The sequence below is a fragment of the Anaerocolumna sp. MB42-C2 genome, from assembly GCF_030913705.1.
In the GTDB taxonomy this organism is placed as follows: Bacteria; Bacillota; Clostridia; order Lachnospirales; family Lachnospiraceae; genus Anaerocolumna.
The window spans coordinates 1,141,062-1,163,857 of the sequence record NZ_CP133190.1 but is presented as its reverse complement, the minus strand read 5'-3'; the positions used below and the strand labels follow the sequence as shown (position 1 = coordinate 1,163,857).

Below are 22,796 nucleotides of genomic sequence, written 5' to 3'. Positions count from 1 at the left end.
TGTAAAATAAATCAACAGATGTCAATAAGAAATGATGTATAAGGACTGAATTGACAATTAAATATCAAGAGTTGCGGTATTTTACTCATGTCTGTTATAATTATATAATATGTAACTATTTATTTTTTTGAATAAACCATATAAATTAATATGAATTTTATAAATTTATTGGCTTTTTAAGATTTAACGCTGAAGTTGCATTAAGCGTGAATATTCTTGTTTGGCTGTTACCTATATTATTAATGATTAGACTGGAGAAAAGAATTATGTCAGTACGTGAGGTACGAAAGAAATCGAATTAGGGATTGTCAGATGTTGATGATATCGTTATAATAGATGGGACAAAGTGAAAGGTTTTACTTGGAGGTTAACATGTTAAAAGAAAATAATTTTTTCATGCCTGCAGAATGGGAGAAACATGAAAGAACATTTATAGAATGGCCGGTTAAGGAATCCTTAGTCTGGGCTGATAATTATGAAGAAGTATGTGAGGGGTATGCTGCAATAGTAAAAGCAATATCAGAATTTGAAACAGTTACCATTATTGTAAACCAGAGTGACAAGAAAGTGGTTCAAAAATTAAGCAAAACCTACGCGGAAATACTTGAAATCCCCCATAACGATGCCTGGTGCAGAGATAATGGGCCTACTTTTATTATAAATAAGGAGAATGAATTAAAAGGAATAAACTGGAGGTTTAATGCCTGGGGAGAAAAGTATAAACCTTATGATCTGGATGATAAGGTAGCCGCAGAGGTATTAAATTATTATAAAGTACCAGTTATAAATGTACCGATTGTACTGGAAGGCGGATCCATACATGTAGACGGAGAAGGCACATTACTTACCACGAGACAATGTCTTCTTAATCCAAACAGAAATCCTAAGCTTTCCCAGAACGAAATAGAAGAAAATGTTAAAAATTCATTAAATGTAGAGAAAATAATCTGGTTGAATCAGGGGTTATTTGGAGATGAAACAGACGGACATGTTGATAATATTGCCTGCTTTGCCAAACCCGGTGTAGTTCTGATTCAAACCTGCAAAGACAAAAAGGATCCGAATTATGAAATTACCATGGAAAATCTGGAGATTTTAAAAAATGAAACAGATGCCCTTGGAAGAAAATTAGAGATAATCGAAATACCCCAGCCGCCGGTTCGCTGTTACAAGGATATAAGACTGACATTGAGTTATCTTAATTTTTATTTTGTAAATAATGGAATTATTCTGCCGGTCTTTGGGGAGGATGCAAAAGAGACGGATCAAATGGCTTATGAAATCCTGCTAAAAGTTTTTCCGGATCGGAAAATAGTAAAAGTAGATGGCATGCCTTTAATTAAGGAGGGCGGTAATGTACATTGTATTACCCAACAAATGCCCGTTGGTATAAGGAGAAAATAAGAATGAGAATTGTAAAAGTCGCAGCTACACAAATGAGCTGTACCGACAATATAGATAAAAATATTGCAAAAGCTGAAGATATGGTTCGAAAGGCGGCGGAACAAGGTGCTCAGATCATTCTATTGCAGGAATTATTTGAGACTATGTATTTCTGCCAGAAAGAAATACCGGAGTATTATCATTACGCTAAAGAAATATCTGAAAATAAGGCAATCAATCATTTTAAAAAGATAGCAAAAGAACTGGGAGTTGTACTCCCTATCAGCTTTTATGAAAAGAAAAATAATGCCAGATATAATGCTCTGGCTGTGATTGACGCTGACGGAGAGGTCCTGGGGGTATATCGGAAAAGCCATATACCGGATGGTCCCGGATATGAGGAAAAATATTATTTTAATCCCGGTGATACCGGGTTTAAGGTGTGGAATACAAGATTTGGTAAAATTGGGGTTGGAATCTGCTGGGATCAGTGGTATCCGGAAACAGCAAGATGTATGGCACTTATGGGAGCGGAAATTTTATTCTATCCTACGGCAATCGGATCTGAACCGGAAAGTCCAGAGGTTGATTCTAAAGATCACTGGCAGAGGTGTATGATCGGACATGCGGCTTGCAACTTAATGCCTGTTGTAGCCTCAAATCGGATTGGAAATGAAACAATCGGCGATTCCAGCATTAATTTTTACGGCTCTTCTTTTATCACCGATGCGGTTGGAGAGAAGATTGCTGAAGCAGGCCGCACGGAGGAAACCATACTGACTGCGGAATTTGATTTGGATGCCATTGCTTTTCAAAGAGCGGAATGGGGTATCTTCAGAGATCGCAGACCTGATTTATATCAAGTAATTTTAACTTACGACGGAGAAGTCCGTTAACTTAAAATTCTTAGTGTTTAACTTGTACGAAATTTGCAAACTAAAGATTCTGCGTAACTGTTCACTCCCCTGCAAAAAGCAGCAGTTCCGCGAACAAAAACATGTTCCGTGATGCACATAAAACGCCAGGGCAGCGTTCCTACGCTGCAATTCTCCGGTTTTCTGTGACAATACTCTCACAAAAAACACGTCGCGTTGCGCCTGTGAACAGTAAAGATTCTGCAGTAGCCTCTTTATTTTATGAAATAATGTGATTGACTTATAAAGAATAAATATAATATAATACTAAAATAATAAAGCGTTTTCTAAAGAAAAATATGTAAAATATCTATTTAAATTAAATTAAATATTTTACCTAAGATAAAAGAGGGGATCATGCTAACAATATACGATATTTCAAAAATGACCGGTTATTCTATTTCTACCATATCAAAGGTATTAAATAATTATTACGGTGTTAGTGAAAAAGCTAAGAAAACTATAAAAAAAGCTGTTGAAGAATCAGGATATACTCCAAATCAATATGCCAGGACTTTAGCTACCCAAAGATCCTGGCTTATCGGAGTATTGTATTCGGAAGAAAAAGGTTTAGGTATTGTACATCCGCATTTTAATAAAATATTGGAAAGCTTTCAGGTGAACATAGGTAAATGTGGATATGATACAATATTTTTGAATAATTCTGTTGGCTCCGATAAATTAACGCTCCTGGATAAATGTAATGCAAGAGGGGTTGACGGGGTAATACTTGCCGGAAGTGAAAAATTCAACAGTACTCTGCAGAGTGTGTTGGAATCAGATTTGCCTAAAGTTTCAGTTGAAACCGTATACCCGGATGTATATACCGTTATTGCTGATAATCGACTTGGAACCTTACAGGCTTTAGAACACTTATATCTGTTAGGTCATAGGAAAATTGCTCATATCGCATCGGATTTACAGACCAGTATTGCCGCAAAAGAACGCTATGAAGCTTATGTGGAATTTATGGAGAAAAAAGGTTTGGAAAGAAAAGACTCTTATTTTGTGGAGGCGAAAAAATTTACCAAGGAATCTGGTGAACAGGCGATCCGGCAGTTGTTAAGCCAATGCTGGGACGATATGCCGACTGCCATTTATGCTTCTTATGATGAATATGTAGCAGCAGCTGTCTCTGTTTTAAACAGTCAGGGATTTAAAATACCGGAGGATATATCGTTAGTAGGATTTGATGATTTACCGTTATGTGAATATGTGTCGCCGGCTATAACGACGATTCATCAGGATAGGGAATCAATCGGTAAAGAGGCTGCCCGGATTTTAAGTGCTATTATTGCCGGTGAAATCGAAAATAAATCTGAGGTGATTCGGATTCCTACCTCTTTGGTTATCAGGCAGACCACCAGAAAAAAATAGCCTGCTTAATTATTATTTGTAATGAATTTACTTAATTGCCAAATTTTGTTTGAGATAATAAAAATATTATGGTATTATAGTGTCAAAATATAGTCAGGAGATGTTATAAAATGACAAATAATTCTATGAGGGTTGTGCAGGAATCCATCGCAGAGATGGTAGCGCAAAAAATACGGGATGATATTATGAACCGGACTTTAAAGTCAGGGGATAAAATCCGGGAAGTGGAATTAAGTAAGCAATTAAATGTAAGCCGTACACCCATAAGGGAAGCATTTCGTATACTGCAGTCAGAAGGCCTTGTGGTACATAATCCCAGAATTGGTGTTGTTGTAACCTCCATCGGTATTAATGATGTTGTACAGCTTTATGAAGTAAGAGGAGTATTGGAGCAGCTATCCGTATATAGTGCAGCTAATTATATTACGGAGGAGCAGCTGAATGAGCTAAGAGAAATCAATAATAAAATGCGTATCTGTGCAGATGAAAGCCCTGAAGAAGCTGATAGTTATGATATTGAATTTCATATATATATTGCAAAACTGTCACATAATCCTATTTTGGAGGAACAACTTGCGATTCTTCATCGAAAAACACGTATGGTATTAAACTTTGTACCTTTTCAGAAAGGCCGTATACCCTATAGTTGTAAGGAACATGAGGATATTATTAATGCCCTAGCCCAACATGAAGCAGAAGTAGCTAAAAAATATATGGACATTCATTTCCAAAAAAGTACAAAATCATTGAGAGACAAAATTATTGCATACAATTCAAATTTATTAAAAAAATAAAATCGGTTTTTTGTATACAAAAAACGGCCTGCCAGAAATGGCAGGCTTTTTAATTTCTTGAAACATCTCTGAATATTTGTGCAATATATACAAAAAAAACATGATAATATAGGAAGTATTGTTATGTACAAACAGGTATAAGTTTGGTACAATGTATGCAAGAAATTCAGAAACGAGTTTATATAAAATAAAATAACTCTAAAAGTTTGATGAATTGCATACAATAAACATAAAATGTATTGTAAAAAAACACAAAAGAGGTGATGTTACGAACATGGATTCAAATCAGTCCATTGTACATATTTCCATTACAGATATGGTAGCGAACAAGTTAAGAGAGGGAATCAAGGATGGTACGTTTAAATCCAATCAAAAACTGATTGAAACAGATCTGTGCAAGATTATGGAGGTTAGCAGGACTCCTATAAGAAAGGCGTTTGAGGTTTTAGTGGAAGAGGGATTATTAGAACGCATTCAAGGTTATGGTGTGGTTGTTGCCTATAAAGATATTAAACTGAACTATTATGTTGAGATTTTAGAAGTTTTAGAGCAGTTTGCTTTGGAAAGGGCTATCGATAATATCACTGAAAACGAGATATCAGAATTAAAAAAAATACAAAAAAATATGGAAGAGCTGTGGAATACTGAAAAAAAACTGATAACTATTAATTCAGAATCTTGGAAAGCGTTTTCTATATATGATATAAAATTTCATAATACTTTAGTAAAAGCAAGTGGTAATCCCCTGATTGACGAATATATCGACTTAATATGTAAAAAGGCTGAGATTACCAGTTATGTAAACAATATTACTGATAAAGATTTAGAAGATCACAGGCTGATTTTAGAAGCTGTAGGTGAAAAAAATCTTCAAGTGGTGGGTAATACAATGAAATGCCATATGGATTGTTTGTTAAATACATAAATAAAATGTGATTTTGAATGTTTGCTTAATGATGCAGTCATTAATTGTATGAAAGCATTTAAAAATAATAATAACTGCTGATGCTTTAGTATTTTAATTAATTTTGAAGTAAATTGTTGGTGTGTATTTTTGGAATCAGAAAGGAGGATAGACGATAATAAAACACATTAACAGTTAAACTTATATAAATGTTATCATGTAAATAATCGAGGAGGATTTTTTATGAAATCAATGAAGAAATTAATTTCATTCTTATTATGTTTAATTATGATATTATCTTTATCTGCTTGCTCATCAAAAGATGAAACAGCAACAGACAGTAATGCAGAAACAAGTGCAGAGGCTAACACAGCAGCTGCAGATACGACGGAAGCCAGCACAACAGCAGGCGGAGCAGATGTTGTAAGTGATGTAAGTGCAACTTTAAAAATAGCAGGTCCTGGACTATTTGCTTCTGTAGGGGAAACCGGAACAACAGATTTAGTTACCGGAATTCAATTACCGGGATATGATAAAGTCTTACAGAGATGGAATGAATTATATCCAAATGTAAAACTTGAAATTGAAACCTGTCCTTGGGATAACTGGAAAGCAGTACTTCAGACATCGGCATTATCCGGTGATGTGGATGTGTTACTCCATGGCGCCTCCATTACCGCAATAGCGGAACCGATTGGTTCTTATCTTGAAAAAAATCCTGAATTAAATGATATGTTCAGTATGATGGCAATGCGTAGGACAGAAGGTAATGGCGGAGATTTTTCAAAATATATTCCTTATGGTTTATCAATTACTGCTAATCCTCTTGTTGTTATCGTTGATAAAGAGATATTTAAAGATTACGGGGTTGAAGTACCGGATGCTTCCTGGACCTTTGACGATGTATTATCTTTAGCAGAGAAGACAACAGGCAAAGACCCTGTTACAGGCAATCAGACTTATGGTATGAGTATGTTAGAAGCAGCCAGTGCAAATAAAAACTATATCTGGGCATCCCGCGGTTTTAATGCACCAGTATTCAAGTTCGGTAAGACTCTTGCTGAAACAACTGGTGATTTTACTACAGATGCAACCAAAAACGTTTTAAATTACATAACAAAATTAGAATCTTTTGCAAGTCCTGACTACTTAGAAGGATTAGACACCTCTGTAGCTAATAAAGCTGAAAATAATCTTGCAATGCGTATTTCAGAAGCACCTATGGATGATTACAATCAGATTGCGGCAGCTAATCTTTTAGATCGTTACATGTTTGTACCACTTCCTGCAATCCAAAGCGGAGATAGCGCAGGAATTACATCAAGTCATATGGGTGACTGGAACATGGCTGTCTGCAATACCAGCCAGAATAAAGATTTAGCTTGGGAATTTATTAAATTTATGGCTACGGATGAAGTAGTTCAACAATGGATCGTTGATTGTAATGCAATCCCTAACAATTTATCAGCTCTTCAGAAGTTAAAGGACAGCGTTCAACCAGATTATTATAATGCGATTGAATCCATTTTAAATCAACAGCCTTTGGAATTCTGTGCATCTACCAATGAGTGTTATGACAGCGGTAACTTCGGTACTTTTGCCAATGATGTAACTTCCGTATTAAATGAAATGTTTGTAGGCAATTCCGATGCGGATAAAGCAGTGGCATTTGTTCAGAAGAATTTGGATGATTATCTTAGTTCAGTAAAATAGTTAATAAAAATATATAGATTTAGAGAACAATACCTAATTACTAAAGACAGTATCCGAAAGCACTTTCGGATACTGTCATTTGGTAGATTTCAGACAATTTAATGTTAAATGTAAGGAGAGCCTATGAAAAATAATAATTTAGGTTGGTATAAAGCGAAAAGACAACTGACATGGTATTCCTTTATCATTGTTAGTATCCTGACTTTGATTATACTTACTTATATTCCCATGTTAACTACGATTAAATATAGTTTTTATGATGTTTCCGTAGTTGGATTCGGTGAAAAATTTGCCGGACTTAAAAATTACAACTTGATATTAAGCAATGCTTCTTTTTTAAGAGCTGTCGGTAATACCGTGGTATTAGCTTTAATGGGACTGATATCCATTCCTGTAGGTTTTATATTGGCTTCCTTGATTAATAGTCTTGGCGATGGAAAAGCCCAGGGATTTTTCCGTGTTGGTTATTATTTCCCTAATATTATTACCGGCGTCAGTGTAATATTAGTGTTCCAAATTGTATTAAAAGCAAATGACGGTTTATTAAACAATGCTTTGTCTTTTATAACCGGTCATCAGGTAGAGATCGGATGGCTTACAAATGCACACTTTGGTAAATTTGGTGCTACCATATTATCCGTATGGAGTCATTTGGGGTATTCCATGTTAATTAACCTGGCAAGTCTTCAGTCAATTCCGGGGGAAGTATATGAAGCTGCTGAAGTAGATGGGGCTACCGGTTTCCAAAGCTGGTTACATATTACGATACCTCAGATGGTTTCCTGTTTTGCATTCCTTTTTATTACAAATATCATAGGCGGTTTGGCACGTTTTACCGATCTTTTCATACTTGGTGGAAATACTTCTGCGGGACGCCCGGGTGGAACATTACAGACAATTTTAATGTATATTTACCAGTTTAGTTTTGAAACTCCTCAATACGGTGTAGCATCAGCAGGTGCCATGATTTTATTTGTTGTAACCTTAGCAATTACTTTGTTAAATCTGAGGATGACCGGATTCTTCAAGAAAAATAAATATTAGGAGCGGATGAAATGAAAGCTAAAAAAATAAGAAAAATAATGATTTGCATTTTATTATTCGTTATGTTAGTCATTGTATTAATTCCACTGTATTGGTGTCTGATTCTATCCTTTGATCGTAATGCATTACAAAACTTGCCTCCATTTGCATTATTGCCTGAAAAATTTACATGGTTTAACTATAAATATGCTTTTACTGCAATTCCCCTTGCCAGACTGTATGCAAATACATTATTTGTTACTGCAACGAATACAATTTTATCTGTGTTTTTTGCCTTAATGTGTGGTTATGCTTTTGCAAAAGGCGATTTTATACTTAAAAAATTCTGGTTTATATTTATGCTGGCAGTTATGATGATTCCTTTTGAATCCAGAATGATTCCTTTGTTTATGCAATATAAAAACTGGGGTATGTTGGATACTTATGCTCCTTTGATCTTTGGTAGTTTTGCTTATGTTTACGGTACCTTTTTTGCAAAACAGAATATTGAATCCATTCCGGATTCTCTCCGTGAATCTGCTTTTATTGACGGCGCAGGGGAATGGACAATCTTCTTAAAAATTATAATTCCTTTATCCAAACCATTAATTGCAACTTTAAGTATCCTTCAGATACTTGCAAACTGGAATAATTATCTGTGGCCGTTAGTTACCATTAAAACAGCAACGAAACAGATGATTTCCGTTGGTGTGGCTGCTTTTAATGCACAGCAGGATGCAGTTTATTACGGACCCAGAATGGCAGTTGCCGTAGTCAGTGCGATTCCTTTAACGATTGTATTTTTATTATTACAAAAACATATTGTACAAAGTATAGCAGTCAGCGGTATTAAACAGTAAAGAATCTGTATATCTTTGCTTATAAGGAGTAAAAATTATGGTAAAAAAAACATGGTGGCAAAAACCATTGCGAATTATCCAATATAATCTTCAGGTAAAAGATACACCTATGATGAATCCGAAGAAAATTGCGGAGGATTTAAAAGAATTGGAGGCAAATGCAGTCGTCTTAAATGTCGGTGGTATTTATGCCTGGTATCCAAGCAAAATAAAATATCACCATATTAATGAATATCTGCCAACTGAGTATGATTTGCTGGAAGAACTTCTTAGAGAATGTCATAACCTGGATATTAAAGTAATAGCCAGGTTTGATTTCAGCAAAACGGATGACTATGTGTATCTTGAAAAACCTAGCTGGTTTGTCTGTGATACGGACAAAAAACCGCGTATTTACGGAAAAGACCGGATGGGTGAATGGTCACTGCTAGTTACTACCTGCGTAAATGGCGGTTACCGGAATGAAGACCTGGCAATGCCCGTTGTAAAGGAAGTTCTGGATAATTATAAGATTGACGGAATCTTTTTTAACGCACCCCATGTGGAAGAATGTCACTGCGGTGTTTGCAAGAGTAAGTACTTCAATCTTTATGGAAAGGAACTTCCGGAATCAAAAGAAGATTTTGAACCGGATTGGGCATCTATATGTTTACGTGATAATATAGGTAAGATTTACGGTCTGGTAAAAGAAATACGCCCTGAGGTTCCGGTGATCTTATATTATTCCACCTTTGAAGAGGGTGGTAAAAACCGTATCGATAACTTGGATGACCGTTATGCTACGGCAGATTTAATCTGTACCGAAGCCCAGGATGTATTATCAAAAGGTTTTAAGCGGATACCACAATCCTGGAAACCTGCCTTAAATATGAAAATCGGAAACAGTATGGATAATACACCAAATCCGTTTGGAATCATCCACTCTTCCCCGGGAATGGACTGGAGACATACAGGTATGCCGATAGCGGAATATCTTTACTGGATGAGCCAGGTCCCTGCCAACAAGGGAAATATATGGCATTCCCTTACAGGATTTAATGATACAATCAGTGATAAAAGAATTTTACATAGTGTGGGTCTGGTTAATAAAAGAATTAAAAAATGTGAACCATTTATGGAAGATGCAGTAAGTTTGGCACAGGTTTTATTATTATGGAACGGCAGTGAAGCAGCTATGGGCTGGGCGGAGGCTATGATGAATACTCAGTACCAGTTTGATTTACTGGACGAATTGCATCTAAGCCTGGATAAACTGAAGGCATATCCGGTGGTTCTGGTTCCGGATAATTTTAACCTTACCAGGGAAGTTGTTACCTTATTACAGGACTTTGTATCCGACGGAGGAAAGTTGATTTTAGAAAATACCAATGAAAGGATGCTTACGGAATTAGCAGATTTTATCGGTATTAAACAGGATAAAACAACCAGTCCGCCGTTACTGGCAAGTTATATCCGTTTTGAGGCAGAAGGCCAGGGTTTAAAAAATTCTTTGAATGAAGTAGAACTGCTGCCTCATCGGGAAAAAGTATTATATTGCACTCCGGGTACAGGCACCAGAACTTTATTAACCCTGGTACCTCCTTTTGCACCTATGGACGGTGTAGGAGCCCCGCCGGAAAGAGCAAGTATGTGTATATCCCATACGGACTTACCATTATGTACCCTAAGGGACTATAAGAAAGGCCAGGTCCTTTTTCTACCCTTTGAACTTAGCAAACTTGCCTTGGAATATAAGTTCAATGAGTATTATACACTGATGAAGAACTGTCTTGACCTTATGTTAGGGGAACAGAAACAATTTTCCATGGACATGGTAGGCGGTTTACAGGCTATGGTATATGGCGGCAAGGAACGAATCATGATACATCTGGTAAATGGTATCGGACAGAGACCTTTAGCGAATAATATTCCATACCATAACCTACAGTTACGGATTAAACCAACATCCTTAAAACAAATAAATGATGTAACCTCCGTAATCGGTGAAAGTAAAATAAACTGGGAAGAAAAAGACGGATATATTACAATAAATTTAGAGCAGTTGGATTTTTGGGATATGATACTGATTCGATAAGAGGTGAACAATATGGCCTGGTGGTCTAATAATAAATTACGGATGATACAAAATAATCTACGTGATATTGATGCTAAAATGGATATAGACAGGTATATTTCTATTTTAAAGGATTTTGGGGCAAACGCCTGTATGGTCGGCTGTGGTGGGATCACTTCTTTTTATCCCACAAATCTGGAATTTCAATATCGTAATCCATATATGGATGGTGATTTTTTCGGTGAGTTAATTGAAAAATGCCATCAAAACGGGATTCGGGTTATTGCAAGATTTGATTTCAGTAAAACCCATGAAAGCATATACGCTAGACATACGGAATGGTTTACAAAATCCATTTTCGGGGAACCGGTCAGATACCATGATACTGTGGCAACCTGTGTAAACGGAAAATATCAGCAGGAATGCTCTCTTGAAATTTTAGGAGAAGTTTTGGGATGTTACCCGGTTGACGGTGTATTTTTTAATATGTTTGGTTACCAGACCAAAGATTACAGTGACAATTACGTGGGAATATGCCAGTGCGACAGCTGTAAGAGCCGTTTTAAAGCGATGTATCATATGGAACTTCCGAAAGAAGAAAATGAGTCGGATGAAGCTTTTTTGAAATATAAGGAATTCAAACAGGTTACGGTGGATGAGCTGTTGAATAAAATCAGTTCTGCGGTCAAAAAAATGAATCCTGACGTATTGGTTTGCACTTACAATCACCAGGGAGTGGATATGGTCAGAAATGAATCTAATTCTGCCATAGACCGGCCTTATCCTTTCTGGATTTATACCAGCGAGAATAATGTATCCGTGGTGGAGGGCAGCTTTACTGATAAAATCTCCAGTAATTGTGTAATTAATGCAGTGGATATTTATTACCGATTTATGGGCGTATCGAAATATTTAAATCAGATCCGTTTATACGGTGATATGGCTTCCGGCGGAGGACTTGACTGGTGCATCATCGGTTCTTTTGAGGATTACCCGGATAAGGATAATTTTGATACGGTAAAAGAAGTATTTCAGTTCCATAAAAAATATGAGGAGTATTTTGGCGATTTTATCGGTCAGGCAAAGATACTTCTCATAAATCCGTCTCCATTTGGCGTTCATAGTCCTGCCTCACAGGAATATCTGGGCATCTTTAAGATGTTAAAAGAAGAACACCGTTTATTTGATGTGGCAGAAGCAGGAAGATTGGATGCCGTTTCAAATGCTTTAGATAAGTATGAGTTGATATTGATCCCCGGCATTCCTTTCATTAAGAGCAAGATATTTATAGAAGCCTTAAAACATACGAAGGCCTGTGTTGTATCAACCGGTTTATCTTTTATCCAGAATGAAGCCGAGTTAAAAGAAATATTTGGTGTAAACTTAAAAGAAAAGTTAGAAAAAGTAAGAGGGGGATATCTTCTTACTGAACCTAAATCAATATTTAAACAATTTAAAAAACGTGATTGGGTTTATCTGGATATGGAATATTATGACATGGATACATCAGGGGGAAACCAGAATATTTTACCTCTTATTACTCCAAGCAGATATGGTCCGCCGGAACGGTGTTTCGGCCACCAAATCACAAATCAGCCATCCGTTACAATTAAGGATAATGCGGTTTATTTTCCGTGGAAACCCGGAACATTGTATTATAAACAGGGCTTTGAAGACTTTAAATATGTACTGTTAAATGTAATTGATTCTATTAAAACAATTAAAAATGCATTTGATACCAATGCTCCGAAACAGGTGGAAGTATTTTTTGATCAATGCGGTAAAGATAAATATCTTCTGCAACTTCTTAATTTATCCGGATTTAACGGAACTACGGTGTTTGAACCTATACCGATTTCTAATATTGAAGTTACTTTTAATGAAATTAGGCCAAAACATATTTATGGTTTATTTGCAGATGGTAAAATAGAGCTGGTAGAATTCGATATAGTTAGGATACCGGTATTAAATCAATATGCGGCTTTTCTAATAGAAATCTGAAAACGGGAATCGACTCATCAGTAATAAAGGACAAAAAGTCTCTAATCAGAGGCTCGTGAATCATAAAGCGGCTGTTCCTCACTGATTTAAGTCAGGAATGAATGGTGTTAGCATGAGAAATCCCGGTTATATTTTTTCCGGGAAATCTCTATACGGTTACGGAGGTTAAGAATGAATCAGGAAATGAAAGAACCATGGTACAAACGGCTTCATCGGTTTGGACAAACCAATTTGACGGAGGATGATCCGGAAAAGTGTGATGTTAATTTCTGGAGAAATCATTGGAAAGCAGCTAAAGTACAGGGTGTTATAATTAATTGCGGTGGAATTGTAGCCTATTACCAGAGTAAATTCCCGCAGCAATATCATGCAGCAAGTCTGGGCGGTAAAGATTTATTTGGTGAGTTTAATAAAGCTGCCAGAGAAGAAGGTCTGGTAGTGATAGCCAGAATGGATATAAATTGTGCTACAAAGGAATTTTATGATATACACCCGGACTGGTTTTCCTATGATAAGGAGGGTAAGCCGATCTTATCCCAGGGGAGATATGTATCCTGTGTTAACAGCGGATATTATAAGGAATACATACCTGCAGTATTAGAAGAAATTATTGAGAAATACCAGCCCAATGGGTTTGCTGATAACAGCTGGAAGGGATTGGGAAGAAATACTATATGTTATTGTGAAAACTGCAGAAAAAAATTCAAAAAAGACTATGGACTGGATCTGCCCGATGAGGTAAATTGGGAAGATCCTGTTTATCGTGCCTGGATAAGATGGAGTTATGAGTGCCGTAATGAAAATTGGGATTTATTTAATGTAACAACCAAAAAGGCCGGTGGTGAGGAATGTCTGTGGTTTGGAATGATTAATGCGGATCCCTTTAGTTCGGTAGGAAGTTTTACGGATATTAAATCTCTGGTGGAACGCTGCCCTATTATATTTTCAGATCATCAGACCAGGGATTCACTGAACGGATTTGAGCAGAATTCAGCGAATGGAGCTTTGCTTCGTCTGGCAAGTGATGAGAATATCATTGTGCTTGAAAGTATGTCCCACTATTTTAAGGGGAACCGGACTTTTCGTTTATCTTCCAGCCCATCAAAAGAAACCGCAACCTGGATGCAGACCGGAATTGCGGGAGGTATTTCTCCCTGGTATCATCACGTAGGCGGTGGTACTAATGACCGAAGACAGTTTGGGGCCAGTATTCCAACCTTAACCTGGCATGAAAAAAACGAAGAGTATTTATATAATCGCAAAAACCTGGCGAATGTGGCAGTAGTCTGGAGTCAGCAGAACGTTGATTTTTATGGAAGAAATGATTATGTTGAGAAAACATCCTACCCATGGGCCGGGATTTGCAGAGCTCTCTCAAAGTACGGTATTCCTTTTCTGCCGGTCCATGCAGATGATATAGAAAAATATGCGGACCGCATTCAAACGTTAATTCTTCCGGAAGTAGCTATTTTAACAAAGAAACAGCAGAAGAGTATATGTGATTACATAAGTCAGGGAAAAAATCTGATCCTTACAGGAAAAACAGGTACATTGGATGAAGAGGGTGAAAGTTTTATAGAAAGCCCGATTTATAAATTATTGGGCTTAAGGCATACCGGTAAAACCATAGGAGCTTTCGGCAAACAGGACAGCAACTGGATGAATCATGAAGCTCATAATTATATCAGGCTTCCGAAGGAACGTCATGAAATATTTGCAGGTTTTGAAGACACGGATATCTTACCTTTTGGCGGCGGTATTCAAATAATGGAAAGCGATGGTACATTGCAGGCGGTATGCAGTTATATTCCGGCATTTCCTATCTATCCACCGGAATTCTCCTGGATCCGGGAGGAAAAGGAGGAGATAGTTCCAATCTATGCAGGTACTTTGTCTACTGGTTCCAGAATCTTATATTTCGCTGGTGACATTGACCGCTGCTACGGAAAAGAGCTTATTCCGGATCACGGTAAACTGATAGCCGGCTGTGTACGTTGGCTGGCTAAGGATAATTTGCCGATTGTAGTAAAAGGCCTTGGGCATATTAATGTTAACTTTTATGAACAGGATGGTAAGTATATCATTCATTTGGTTAATTTGAACGGCTGTAACTGCCCGCCAGGCTGTCTTGATGAAACATTGCCTGTAGGTCCCGTTATTGTTATGTTTGAAGCGGATTATGCCGGCGCCTTAATAGCGAAACTGACAGTGGCCGATAAAACGGTTACTTTGATGGGAGACGGCAAAATGAAATCTTTTATGATTGAAACTTTAGCAGATCATGAAATGATTGTAATTGAAAGGGCTTAGGAGTATTATAATAAGAAGATAAGGTAGATTACCTTTATTCTATAATATGCGTGTTATATATACACAGACGGGAGCCGATATGGAAAGAATTTTATTAAATGGGATATGGCAGCTGGTTACCAGTGAAGGAGAACTATATCAAGGTAATATACCTGGTTCGGTATACGCAATCTTGCTGGAGAACCAGGTTATGGAAGATCCTTATTACAGGGATAATGAACTGAACGCACTGAAACTTATGGAGAAAAACTATGAGTTTAAACGCAGCTTTTCGGCTGCTCAAATATTAAATAGTCCAAAGGTTCTGTTGCACTGTGACGGCCTTGATACGTTATGTACCATATATATTAACGATATTTTAATTGGGACTGCCAATAATTTTCACAGAACCTGGGAATATGATGTAACCAAAGCCTTAAAGGAAGAAGATAACACGATTACGGTTAAAATTGCATCCCCTACCAAATTTATAAAAGAAGAAGATGAAAAATATCATGTGGGAGGTTCTTATCATGCAATGTTAGGATTTCCCCATCTTCGTAAACCTCACTGTATGTTTGGTTGGGATTGGGGTCCACGCCTCCCGGACGCTGGAATCTGGAAAGATATTTACCTAATCGGATTAAACAGTTCCAGGATTGAAAATGTAATAATTAACCAGGAACATCAGGATGGATTGGTTAAGGTGAAAACCAAAGTAGAACAATCCGGTAATGCTAAGATCAGGATAGAAATAAAAACTCCGGACGGAAAAATATTACAAGGTGTTAATGAGGAATTTGTAACGATTCCTGATGCAAAATTGTGGTGGCCGAACGGTCTGGGTGATCAGCCCTTATATGAAGTCACGGTTATATTGGAAGAGAACGGAAAAGTTGTAGACAGCAGCAAGAAACGAATCGGATTAAGAACCATGACAATCCTCCGGGAAAAAGATGAATGGGGAGAAAGTTTTGCCCATAGCGTAAACGGCTTATCCTTTTTTGCCATGGGTGCCGATTATATTCCCGAAGACAATATTTTCTCGCGAATTACACCGGAACGTACCAGAAGACTGTTAAAACAGTGTGTGGATGCTAACTTTAATGCCATTCGTGTCTGGGGGGGAGGAGCATATCCATCCGATGAGTTTTTTGACATCTGTGATGAGTTGGGACTAGTTGTCTGGATGGACTTTATGTTTGCCTGTGCCAATTATAAGCTGGATTTTGATTTTGAAGATAATATTACGGCAGAAATAAGAGATAACGTAAGGCGTATCCGCCACCATGCTTCCCTGGGATTATGGTGCGGCAATAATGAAATGGAAATGTTTGCGCAAACGATGCAATATGACGGCACCGATGTAACCAAAGCACATTATATCCGTATGTATGAGCATATTATTCCTCATATTTTGAAAGAAGAAGATCCGGTTACGTTCTATTGGCCGGCATCGCCGTCTTCAGGCGGTTCTTTTGATGTACCCAATGATCCAAACAGAGGTGATGTTCACTATTGGGAGGTATGGCACGGCAACGTACCGTTTTCTGAATATAGAAAGTATTATTTCCGGTATGCTTCCGAATTTGGTTTTCAGTCATTTCCTTCCATGAAAACGATAGAAACCTTTACGTTAGAAGAAGACCGTAATATATTTTCCAGAGTAATGGAAATGCATCAAAGAAATGAAGGCGCTAACGGTAAGATTATGAATTACTTATCAAAAACTTTCTTATATCCAAATGATTTTGAAACCTTAATTTATGCTTCCCAGTTACTTCAGGCAGAGGCTATTAAATATGGTGTGGAGCACTGGAGAAGAAACCGGGGCCGCTGTATGGGTGCAATTTACTGGCAGTTAAATGATATCTGGCCGGTAGCCTCCTGGGCTTCCATCGATTATTATGGCAGATGGAAAGCGCTTCATTATTATGCAAAACGTTTCTTTGCGCCGGTTATGATCTCCTGCCATGAAGTTTGTGAAACAACAACCCGTCTGGCAGTAGTGACGGAACCAGGACCTAATATCAGTACGGCAAGGTTGTCCGTAACGAATGAAACCAAATCCGATATGGAGGGTATCGTACACTGGTCCTTAAGGGATGCAAGAAGTAATGTCCTGCAATCAGGAGAAGTTAACCTAATAGTTCCATCTTTTGAAAGTGTATGGTTAGAGGAACAGGATTTCAGTGATACCGATTATCTGGATAACCATTATACTTATGATTATGAAGTGGACGGCAAGATTATATCCCAGGGTACGGTTTTATTTACTGCACCGAAACATTATCACTTTGTAGATCCGGAATTAACCTATACTATAGAAGGCAATAAGATTGCAGTTGAAGCAAAAGCATATGCGAAATGTGTAGAGATCGTATCGGATGACTGTGACCTGATTTTAAGTGATAATTATTTTGATATGGAAGCCGGTATGGTAACCGTGGATATTATAGAGGGCCAGCCTAAAACATTAAAATTGAAATCAGTTATTGATATACGGTAATATTATATCTGTAATGTTTAAAGATTTATATTATTAATAAAATATTACCGTTTCTTTGCCGTGAAAATAAGTTACTTGTTCCGTGATTATAACGCGCTTCACGATACACACAAAACGAGGAGGCAGCGCATTCCTACGCTGCAATTCTCCGTTTTACTGTGACAATACACTCACAAAAAGCACGTCGCGTTGTTACCCGTGAACAGTAACGGAAATAATACTATGTTTCAGTCTATAACCTGCTGACAGGGACCTTAAATATGAAACAAGTATTATTTTGACCGGCGTATTTTAATATTTAGTTGTTGAGTAATAAACATATAGTTACTTGATTAAAAGGAGGTTTAGTTTTATGAAAGATTCAATACATAAATTTTTTCAAATCGGTACCATCCAGTGGATGAGTCATCCGCCGGATAAATATAATTTACTGGATTCCCTTAAAACCATAGCCTGTGATGATTTCTTTGATGCGATTGAAATTACACAGATTAAGGATAATGATATCAGGGAAAAAGCAAAAAAGATATTGGAACAGTCCCATCTAAAAGTTTGTTACGGAGCACAGCCAAGGCTATTATCCACAGGACTTAATCCCAATGATACCAATGAAGAGGGAAGAAAAAAAGCCGAAGCGACTCTCTTGGAAGCGGTAGATGAAGCGGAATATCTTGGAGCGAAAGGGATCGCTTTTTTAGCAGGCAAATGGGAAGAGGAGACAAAGAGTTTGGCGTATTCCCAACTTCTGAAAACTACTAAAGCAGTATGCGATTATGCAGCCAAAAAGAATATGCAGGTTAATCTGGAAGTATTCGATTTTGATATGGATAAGGCAGCTTTAATTGGACCGGCTCCTTATGCGGCACAGTTTGCGGCAGATATGAGAATGGTTTGCAATAATTTCGGTCTTCTTGTAGACTTGTCCCATTTTCCTACAACCTATGAAACCAGCAGATTTGTAATTCAGACTTTACGTCCCTTTATTACTCATCTTCACATCGGCAACGCTGTGGTTAAACCGGGTTGTACTGCATATGGTGATATGCACCCACGTTTTGGTTTCCCGGAAAGTGCTAATGATACCATGGAACTTTTGGATTTTTTTAAGGTATTAAAAGAGGAAGGATTTTTTAACAAAGAAAATCCCTATGTTCTTTCCATGGAAGTAAAACCATGGGGAGATGAAGACGGTGATATTATACTTGCTAATACCAAACGTGTGATTAACAGGGCATGGGCACTGTTAGAGGATTAGATATAATTGGCTGGTATAATTTATAATCTATATCGGATAGGAAAAGAATTGGTTTCATTTTTTATCATTTTAAAATCATAATTAAAGTGTATTGAAAAATTAAACAAGTTTAATATATAATATAAAACATATGTGTTTCATGGACGGAATATATTATTTTTTAAAGGAGTAAAAACGAATGAAGATTGTTGTATTGGACGGATATACGGAAAATCCGGGTGATTTAAGCTGGGATAGTCTTGGAGCATTGGGAGATCTGACCGTTTATGACCGTACACCAAAAGAATTAACAATAGAGAGAATCGGAAACGCTGAAATTATATATACCAATAAAACGGTAATAAATAAAGAAATATTAGAAAAATGTCAGGGCATTAAGTTTATAGGAGTACTGGCTACCGGATATAATGTGGTAGATGTTGAAGCGGCCAAGAATAAAGGAATACCGGTTGCTAACGTACCGGCTTACAGTACCGACGCGGTAAGTCAGTTTACGATAGCATTATTATTAGAATTGTGTCATCACATTGGTTCCCACTCCGACAGTGTTTTAAGGGGAGACTGGGCTAAATGTGACGATTATTGCTATTGGAATTATCCGCTTATAGAATTGGCCGGAAAAACCATGGGTATTATAGGATTCGGGAGAATCGGACAAGGTACTGGGAAAATAGCCCAGGCTCTTGGGATGAAAATATTAGCATATTCCCGTAACCGGCATCCGGAACTGGAAAGTGAAACCTGTAAATATGCAGATTTAGATGAATTACTCTCAAATTCCGACGTAATTGCTCTTCATTGCCCTCTATTTCCTGAAACAGAGGGAATTATTAATAAAGAAACAATAGCCAAGATGAAAGACGGTGTATTGATTATTAATGATTCCAGGGGACCGCTCATCGTAGAAGAAGATTTAAGGGATGCTTTAAACAGCGGTAAAGTAGCAGGGGCTGCTGTTGATGTAGTTTCTACAGAACCAATAAAATCGGACAACCCATTGCTTTCTGCTAAAAATATCATAATTACTCCTCATATTGCCTGGGCACCTAAGGAATCCAGACAAAGGCTTATGGAGATTACCGTAGAGAACCTGAAAGCATACCTTAGCGGTAAGCCGGTTAATGTTGTAAATTAGTAAATTTTCAATAACCTGAAAGAGTGTCAGTTCGGAGGAACTTGAGGGAAAGGCAGCTAAATTGAATATATATACGCTAGTATTCATTCAAAACAAAAAATTGACCTTTTTGACACTCGAATCCTAAGATAATTTATATAAGAAAGGAAAGACTTATTATGAAAATTGGATTTATTGGATTAGGTATTATGGGTAAACCCATGAGTATAAATCTGTTAAAAGCCGGTTATGAATTAACAGTATATGATATTAATAAAACTTCAGTTGACGAGGTTGTTGCAGCAGGAGCAGCTTCGACAAATACAAGTGCAAAAGTAGCAGAGCAAAGTGATATCATCATAACCATGCTGCCAAATTCCCCTCATGTAAAAAATGCTGTTATGGGAGAAAGCGGAGTATTAGAGGGTGCAAAATCTGGAAGTATATTAATTGATATGAGTTCGATAGCTCCCATTGCATCCCAGGAAATTGAAAAAGCCTGTGCTGAAAAAGGTGTTCATATGATAGATGCTCCCGTATCCGGAGGAGAACCAAAAGCCGTTGACGGAACCCTATCTATTATGGTCGGCGGTAATAAAGAAATTTATGAACAGGTTCGGGACATCTTATTATGTATGGGTGCCAGTGCTGTTTATTGCGGTACGATAGGCGCCGGTAATACAACAAAATTAGCAAATCAGGTAGTTGTGGCATTAAATATCGCAGCTTGTGCAGAGGCTTTTACCTTGGCCAAAAAAGCAGGGGTAGATCCGGAATCCGTATTTAATGCGATTAAAGGCGGGTTAGCAGGTTCAACAGTTATGAATGCCAAAGTTCCTATGATGATGGAAAATAATTTTAAACCTGGATTTAAAATTGATTTACATATAAAAGATTTGAACAATGCATTAGATACCGCTCATGAAGTCGGAGCACCTCTTCCGCTCACATCTCAAGTTATGGAGATGTTTCAAACGCTGCATGCAGATCATTGCGGCGGAGATGATCATAGTGCTTTAGCAAAATATTATGCTAAGATTTCAGGCACCGTTATCGGAGATTAAATAACAACGGAGGAATAAAAATGGGTCAGATACAAAACGAGGCAAAAATAATCATTGAGGAGTCAATAAAAAACGTACTTCCTCAAACAGCAGTGGAAAAAGCGCTTGCAAATGAATCATTTTCAGGTAATATCATTGTGATATCCATAGGTAAAGCTGCCTGGACTATGGCGAAAGCTGCAAAGAATATACTTGGTTCGTCCATTAAAAAAGGTGTCATTGTAACGAAATACCATCACTCTCAGGGAGAGATCGAGGGGTTTGAAATTATTGAAGCAGGACACCCAGTACCGGACGAAAATTCTGTTCTGGGTACGGTGCGTGCAATTGAAGCCGTTAAGGAGCTGACGAAAGAGGATCAGGTAGTATTTTTAGTTTCCGGTGGAGGTTCTGCATTATTTGAGAAACCGTCGGAAGGCCTTAGCTTAGAGGATATTAAGAATGTTACAGAGGATTTACTTAAGAGTGGTGCAAACATTGTTGAAATGAATACCATCCGGAAACACCTATCCGATGTAAAAGGAGGTAAATTTGCGTCTCTTTGTGCTCCGGCGAAAGTTTATTCTATTGTTTTATCCGATGTAATCGGTGATCGTTTAGATTCTATCGCTTCCGGGCCGGCTTATCCGGACAGCTCAACAATAACAGATGTTAAAAATATAGTTAAAAAGTATAATTTAAATTTTAATGAAGCAGTTATGAATGCTTTAAGTGTAGAAACACCAAAGGAACTTAGTAATGTGGAAACCGTTATCACCGGGAGTGTCAGCGAATTATGCAAAGCAGCAGCTGAAAATGCACAAAAACTTGGATATAGCCCTTATGTTTTATCTTCAACCTTAGAGTGTGAAGCCAAGGAGGCCGGCAAATTTTTATCCTCCATGGCCAGAGAAGTTCGTAATGGCAATCTATACGGTATTAAATCACCTTGTGCTCTTATTGTAGGCGGCGAAACCACTGTTAAAATTCAGGGTACCGGTCTAGGCGGCAGAAACCAGGAATTAGCATTAACTGCTGCAATTGGAATTGAAGGAATGAAAGATACTCTTATCTTTTCTCTGGGTTCTGATGGTACCGACGGCCCAACAGATGCTGCCGGAGGAATGGTAGATGGCGATACTATTAATAAATTAAACCAACTGGGTATGAACACAGAAGAAATACTTAATAATAACGATTCTTATCATGGATTAAAGGCAGTGGACGGTTTAATAATAACAGGAGCAACCGGAACCAATGTGAATGACGTTATGGTTGTTTTATGCAGATAAATTAATTATTATTGATTTAAATAAGTAAATTAGCGGTACAATACATAAAATAAATGTATGAACACAAAAAACAGTTTAGCAATAGCTAGGCTGTTTTTTGTGTATGAGGCCTGCAGTATTAGTTACTGTTCACTCCCAATGTCATTTATAAAATTACCTGAAATTTATTGTTGCATTTCATAATAATACCGCATATAATTGAGGAACATAAATATGATATATTTAATGTAAAACGACCGGAGAGCGTATAAATAAGTATATCAAATCCGGAT

16 protein-coding genes are annotated in these 22,796 nt (G+C 37.3%); all 16 read left to right on the top strand.

Annotation, left to right across the window (positions count from 1 at the left end; genetic code table 11):
• Window positions 1-372 precede the first annotated feature (372 nt).
• Window positions 373-1,404 (top strand): agmatine deiminase family protein, encoded by a 1,032-nt coding sequence (locus RBU59_RS05275; RefSeq protein WP_308146834.1) that lies wholly within the window; start codon window positions 373-375, stop codon window positions 1,402-1,404.
• A 2-nt stretch (window positions 1,405-1,406) separates the two neighbouring features.
• Window positions 1,407-2,279 carry an N-carbamoylputrescine amidase gene (aguB, locus tag RBU59_RS05270; RefSeq protein ID WP_308146833.1) on the top strand — a complete coding sequence of 291 codons (873 nt, stop codon included), beginning with the start codon at window positions 1,407-1,409 and terminating at the stop codon, window positions 2,277-2,279.
• A gap of 375 nt (window positions 2,280-2,654) precedes the next feature.
• Window positions 2,655-3,674, top strand: a complete 1,020-nt coding sequence (locus RBU59_RS05265; RefSeq protein ID WP_308146832.1) for a LacI family DNA-binding transcriptional regulator — start codon at window positions 2,655-2,657, stop codon at window positions 3,672-3,674.
• A 110-nt stretch (window positions 3,675-3,784) separates the two neighbouring features.
• Complete coding sequence (locus RBU59_RS05260; protein ID WP_308146831.1) at window positions 3,785-4,468, top strand: GntR family transcriptional regulator; 684 nt, start codon at window positions 3,785-3,787, stop codon at window positions 4,466-4,468.
• Window positions 4,469-4,742: 274 nt separating this feature from the next.
• Window positions 4,743-5,393 carry a GntR family transcriptional regulator gene (locus RBU59_RS05255; RefSeq protein WP_308146830.1) on the top strand — a complete coding sequence of 217 codons (651 nt, stop codon included), beginning with the start codon at window positions 4,743-4,745 and terminating at the stop codon, window positions 5,391-5,393.
• A gap of 222 nt (window positions 5,394-5,615) precedes the next feature.
• On the top strand, window positions 5,616-7,085 hold the full coding sequence (locus tag RBU59_RS05250) for an ABC transporter substrate-binding protein (RefSeq protein WP_308146829.1): 1,470 nt from the start codon (window positions 5,616-5,618) through the stop codon (window positions 7,083-7,085).
• A 123-nt stretch (window positions 7,086-7,208) separates the two neighbouring features.
• Window positions 7,209-8,129: a carbohydrate ABC transporter permease gene (locus tag RBU59_RS05245; protein WP_308146828.1), complete on the top strand. Its 921-nt coding sequence runs from the start codon at window positions 7,209-7,211 to the stop codon at window positions 8,127-8,129.
• A gap of 11 nt (window positions 8,130-8,140) precedes the next feature.
• Window positions 8,141-8,968 (top strand): carbohydrate ABC transporter permease, encoded by an 828-nt coding sequence (locus tag RBU59_RS05240; protein WP_308146827.1) that lies wholly within the window; start codon window positions 8,141-8,143, stop codon window positions 8,966-8,968.
• A 37-nt stretch (window positions 8,969-9,005) separates the two neighbouring features.
• Window positions 9,006-11,042, top strand: a complete 2,037-nt coding sequence (locus RBU59_RS05235; protein WP_308146826.1) for an alpha-amylase family protein — start codon at window positions 9,006-9,008, stop codon at window positions 11,040-11,042.
• A gap of 12 nt (window positions 11,043-11,054) precedes the next feature.
• Window positions 11,055-13,022 carry a hypothetical protein gene (locus RBU59_RS05230; protein WP_308146825.1) on the top strand — a complete coding sequence of 656 codons (1,968 nt, stop codon included), beginning with the start codon at window positions 11,055-11,057 and terminating at the stop codon, window positions 13,020-13,022.
• A 171-nt stretch (window positions 13,023-13,193) separates the two neighbouring features.
• The gene (locus RBU59_RS05225) at window positions 13,194-15,332 is read left to right on the top strand and encodes an alpha-amylase family protein (protein WP_308146824.1); all 2,139 of its coding nucleotides are present in this window, start codon (window positions 13,194-13,196) and stop codon (window positions 15,330-15,332) included.
• Between the two features lie 79 nt (window positions 15,333-15,411).
• Complete coding sequence (locus tag RBU59_RS05220; protein ID WP_308146823.1) at window positions 15,412-17,820, top strand: beta-mannosidase; 2,409 nt, start codon at window positions 15,412-15,414, stop codon at window positions 17,818-17,820.
• Between the two features lie 352 nt (window positions 17,821-18,172).
• The gene (locus RBU59_RS05215) at window positions 18,173-19,075 is read left to right on the top strand and encodes a sugar phosphate isomerase/epimerase family protein (protein ID WP_308146822.1); all 903 of its coding nucleotides are present in this window, start codon (window positions 18,173-18,175) and stop codon (window positions 19,073-19,075) included.
• A 178-nt stretch (window positions 19,076-19,253) separates the two neighbouring features.
• Window positions 19,254-20,210: a D-2-hydroxyacid dehydrogenase gene (locus RBU59_RS05210; protein WP_308146821.1), complete on the top strand. Its 957-nt coding sequence runs from the start codon at window positions 19,254-19,256 to the stop codon at window positions 20,208-20,210.
• 158 nt (window positions 20,211-20,368) lie between these two features.
• Window positions 20,369-21,253, top strand: coding sequence for a 2-hydroxy-3-oxopropionate reductase (garR, locus tag RBU59_RS05205; RefSeq protein ID WP_308146820.1), 885 nt, complete (start codon window positions 20,369-20,371; stop codon window positions 21,251-21,253).
• 20 nt (window positions 21,254-21,273) lie between these two features.
• Complete coding sequence (locus RBU59_RS05200; protein ID WP_308146819.1) at window positions 21,274-22,524, top strand: glycerate kinase type-2 family protein; 1,251 nt, start codon at window positions 21,274-21,276, stop codon at window positions 22,522-22,524.
• Window positions 22,525-22,796 lie beyond the last annotated feature (272 nt).

Excerpts from the sequence above, each read along its gene's own strand:
- RBU59_RS05275 (WP_308146834.1), top strand. The coding sequence starts at position 373 with ATGTTAAAAGAAAATAATTTTTTCATGCCTGCAGAATGGGAGAAACAT.
- aguB (WP_308146833.1), top strand. The coding sequence starts at position 1,407 with ATGAGAATTGTAAAAGTCGCAGCTACACAAATGAGCTGTACCGACAAT.
- RBU59_RS05265 (WP_308146832.1), top strand. The coding sequence starts at position 2,655 with ATGCTAACAATATACGATATTTCAAAAATGACCGGTTATTCTATTTCT.
- RBU59_RS05260 (WP_308146831.1), top strand. The coding sequence starts at position 3,785 with ATGACAAATAATTCTATGAGGGTTGTGCAGGAATCCATCGCAGAGATG.
- RBU59_RS05255 (WP_308146830.1), top strand. The coding sequence starts at position 4,743 with ATGGATTCAAATCAGTCCATTGTACATATTTCCATTACAGATATGGTA.
- RBU59_RS05250 (WP_308146829.1), top strand. The coding sequence starts at position 5,616 with ATGAAATCAATGAAGAAATTAATTTCATTCTTATTATGTTTAATTATG.
- RBU59_RS05245 (WP_308146828.1), top strand. The coding sequence starts at position 7,209 with ATGAAAAATAATAATTTAGGTTGGTATAAAGCGAAAAGACAACTGACA.
- RBU59_RS05240 (WP_308146827.1), top strand. The coding sequence starts at position 8,141 with ATGAAAGCTAAAAAAATAAGAAAAATAATGATTTGCATTTTATTATTC.
- RBU59_RS05235 (WP_308146826.1), top strand. The coding sequence starts at position 9,006 with ATGGTAAAAAAAACATGGTGGCAAAAACCATTGCGAATTATCCAATAT.
- RBU59_RS05230 (WP_308146825.1), top strand. The coding sequence starts at position 11,055 with ATGGCCTGGTGGTCTAATAATAAATTACGGATGATACAAAATAATCTA.
- RBU59_RS05225 (WP_308146824.1), top strand. The coding sequence starts at position 13,194 with ATGAATCAGGAAATGAAAGAACCATGGTACAAACGGCTTCATCGGTTT.
- RBU59_RS05220 (WP_308146823.1), top strand. The coding sequence starts at position 15,412 with ATGGAAAGAATTTTATTAAATGGGATATGGCAGCTGGTTACCAGTGAA.
- RBU59_RS05215 (WP_308146822.1), top strand. The coding sequence starts at position 18,173 with ATGAAAGATTCAATACATAAATTTTTTCAAATCGGTACCATCCAGTGG.
- RBU59_RS05210 (WP_308146821.1), top strand. The coding sequence starts at position 19,254 with ATGAAGATTGTTGTATTGGACGGATATACGGAAAATCCGGGTGATTTA.
- garR (WP_308146820.1), top strand. The coding sequence starts at position 20,369 with ATGAAAATTGGATTTATTGGATTAGGTATTATGGGTAAACCCATGAGT.
- RBU59_RS05200 (WP_308146819.1), top strand. The coding sequence starts at position 21,274 with ATGGGTCAGATACAAAACGAGGCAAAAATAATCATTGAGGAGTCAATA.